The organism is Streptomyces synnematoformans (assembly GCF_039531005.1).
GTDB lineage: Bacteria > Actinomycetota > Actinomycetes > Streptomycetales > Streptomycetaceae > Streptomyces > Streptomyces synnematoformans.
This window is the reverse complement of record NZ_BAAAPF010000517.1, coordinates 1-3004: the sequence shown is the minus strand read 5'-3', so window position 1 is coordinate 3004 and position 3004 is coordinate 1. Positions and strand designations below refer to the sequence as shown.

The window sequence follows — 3004 nt, the reverse complement described above, 5'->3', positions numbered from 1 at the left end:
CGAACCGTTCAGCGTCCACACCCGGTGGATCGAGACGGAGTTCACGAACGTCATCCCCCCGTTCACCGGCGGCGCGGAGGCCGAGGCGGCGGAGGAGAGCCGCGAGACGCTGGTCGTCGAGGTCGGCGGCAAGCGCCTGGAGGTCTCGCTCCCGGCGTCGCTCGGCGCGGTCGCCACGGCGGCGGCCGGGCGGTCGAAGCCGAAGCGGCGGGCGGCGAAGAAGTCCGGGTCCGCGGTCTCCGGCGACGCGCTGGCGTCGCCGATGCAGGGCACGATCGTGAAGGTGGCGGTCGAGGAGGGCCAGGAGGTCGCCGAGGGCGACCTCGTGATCGTGCTGGAGGCGATGAAGATGGAGCAGCCGCTCAACGCCCACCGCTCCGGCACGGTCAAGGACCTCGCCGCGGAGATCGGCGCGACCGTCACGGCCGGCGCGGTGATCTGCGAGATCAAGGACTGAACCGGCTGCCGGCGCGGCCGGGTCCGGGGGCGGGCCGCCCCCGGACCCGCTCCCGGCCGGACCTTCACGCCTTGCGGGGTACGCCCCGGGCGGCGGACATCAGCAGCAGCGCGACCGCGGAGAACCCGGCCGCGGCGGTGAACGCGGCGCCCGTCCCGTCGTAGAAGGTGTGCCCCGCGGAGTGCCGCAGGCCCGCGTCGAAGACGGAGACCAGCACGGACACCCCCAGGCTGCCGCCGACGTACTGCATCGTCTGCAGCAGCCCGGAGGCCGACCCCGCGTCCGCCGGTTCGACGCCGCTGAGGATCAGCGTCGTCAGCTGCATCATGGTCAGCCCGACCCCGACGCCCATGAGCACCAGCGGCCCCAGCAGCCCGTCGGCGTAGCCGGAGCCGGCGTCGATCCGGCTGAGCCACAGGATGCCGGCGGTGTTGAGCGCCAGCCCGGCCACCGCGGTGCGCTTCGGCCCGAACCTGGCCTGCGCGCGCGGCGCGAAGCGCGACGCGGCGAAGAGGGGCAGGGTGAGCGCCAGGAAGGCCAGGCCCGCGCGGAACGGGCTGTAGTCGAGGTACCGCTGCAGGTACTGCGTGGTGAAGTAGAAGACGCCGAACATCCCGGCGGGGATCATCAGCATCGTGGCGTACGCGACCGACCGGTTGCGGTCGGCGAAGAGCCGCAGCACCACCAGCGGCCGGCGGACGCGGAGTTCGACCGCGAGGAAGCCGCCGAGCAGCGCCGCCGCGGCGGCGAAGGCGCCGAGGGCGAGCCCGTCGCCCCAGCTCTGTTCCGCGGTGCGGATGAAGGCGTAGACGAGCGAGGTCATGCCCAGCGTGCCGAGCAGCGCGCCGAGGGCGTCGAAGGGGCCGCGCTGGCGCGGGGTCTCGTCGAGGTGGCGGGGGGCGAGCCAGGCGATGGCGAGGCCCACCGGCAGGTTGATCAGGAAGACCCAGCGCCAGGACGCGATGTCGGTGAGCGCCCCGCCGAGTACCAGCCCGAGCGCCGAGCCGGCGCCGCTGATCGAGGCGAAGATGCTGAGCGCGCGGGCCCGCTGGCGGCCTTCGGGGAAGCTGGTGGCGATCAGCGCGAGGGTGCTGGGCGCGGCCAGCGCGGCGGCCACGCCCTGGGCGGTACGGGCGAAGAGCAGCCAGCCGCCGCCGGGCGCGACACCGGCGAGGAGGGAGGCGGCGGTGAAGGCGAGCACGCCGGCGACGAGGGCGCGGCGGCGGCCTATGCGGTCGCCTATGCGGCTGCCGAGGAGCAGCAGGCCGCCGAAGGCGAGCGTGTAGAGGTTGAGGATCCAGGACATCCGGGTCGAGGAGAAGCCGAGGTCGACCGCGATGTCGGGCAGTGCGACGTTCACGACCGTGGCGTCGACCAGGAACATCAGCTGGGTGGCGACGATCGCGGTGAGCGCGAGCCCCGGACGGGAGCCGCGGGAGCCGCGGGGGCCGCGGCTGCGTCCGCGGGCGTCGTGGCCCGTGGGCGTGCGCAGGGATGTGGACACAGAAGTGCCTCCGACGGAGAATGAAGTGGAGGGTAGCTCCGCTTCACTATACGGAGGATGCCTCCGTTTTCGCAATGGCATTCTGGGCTGCAGCGGAGACGACGAAGGGTGGTGCCATGGCGACGGCGCAGGGCCGGCCGATGCGCGCGGACGCGCGCCGCAACTACGAACGCCTGCTCAACGAGGCCGCGGCGGCCTTCCGCGAGCGCGGCGCGGACGCCTCGCTGGAGGAGATCGCGCGCCGCGCGGGCGTCGGCATCGGCACGCTGTACCGGCACTTCCCGGACCGCTTCGCGCTCATGGGCGGGGTCTTCCAGACCCAGGTCGACGTGCTGGACGCCGCGGCCCGGATGCTGACCGCGGAGGCGGGCAGGACGCCGATGGACGTGCTGGCGGCGTGGCTGCGGCGGTACGTGGACGTGGCCAACACGATCCGCGGGGTCGCCGCGACGCTGATGGACGAGGGCCTGATGCTCGACTGCAAGAAGCAGCTGCGGGACACCGTCGAGCTGCTGGCCGCCCGCGCGCGGGAGTCCGGCGAGCTGCGCGCGGACGTCGTCCCGGAGGACATCCTGCGGCTGACGAGCGCGATCGCGTACGCGGCGGAGAAGGCGTCGGCGAAGAACCCGGACGACACCGGAGTGACCGACCGCCTGCTGAACCTGGCCCTCGACGGCCTGCGCACGCGTTCCGCCTGACGGCGGCGGCCGGGAGGCCGGTCGCTACGGCGCGGTCGGCGCCGGCCACGTGCGGCGGCGGACCGAGGCTGTGCCCGCTCCGGGCGGCGACGGGCCGAGACCACGTGCGGCGGTGGGCCGAGACTCTGCGCACCACGGGCGGACGACGGATCGATACCCGTGCGGCGACGGGCCGAGACCACGCCCGCGCCGATCTCCCGCTACGCAAGGTCGAGCGCCGGCGCGACGCCTCCCGGGCGGCGGCCCCGCCGAGGCGACCGCCCGGCGCCCGGCGCTACGTCCCGGGGGCCCGCCGGGCCCTACCTCGCCAGTCCGCCGCGGGCCGCACCCCGACGACCCGGGCGC

The 3004-nt window shown here is 74.7% G+C and carries 3 protein-coding genes; 2 read left to right on the top strand and 1 reads right to left on the bottom strand.

All coding sequences use genetic code 11. From position 1 onward, the window contains the following. Window positions 1-457 (top strand): acyl-CoA carboxylase biotin carboxyl carrier protein subunit (locus ABD317_RS35360; protein WP_344295845.1); only part of this gene is annotated, 457 nt, incomplete at its 5' end. Window positions 458-521: 64 nt separating this feature from the next. Here the strand turns inward: ABD317_RS35360 and ABD317_RS35355 are convergent. After that, window positions 522-1961 (bottom strand): MFS transporter, encoded by a 1440-nt coding sequence (locus tag ABD317_RS35355; RefSeq protein WP_344295842.1) that lies wholly within the window; start codon window positions 1959-1961, stop codon window positions 522-524. A 116-nt stretch (window positions 1962-2077) separates the two neighbouring features. Here ABD317_RS35355 and ABD317_RS35350 point away from each other — a divergent pair, with 116 nt between their 5' ends. Continuing rightward, window positions 2078-2659 carry a TetR/AcrR family transcriptional regulator gene (locus ABD317_RS35350; RefSeq protein WP_344295839.1) on the top strand — a complete coding sequence of 194 codons (582 nt, stop codon included), beginning with the start codon at window positions 2078-2080 and terminating at the stop codon, window positions 2657-2659. The last annotated feature ends 345 nt before the right edge of the window (window positions 2660-3004 follow it).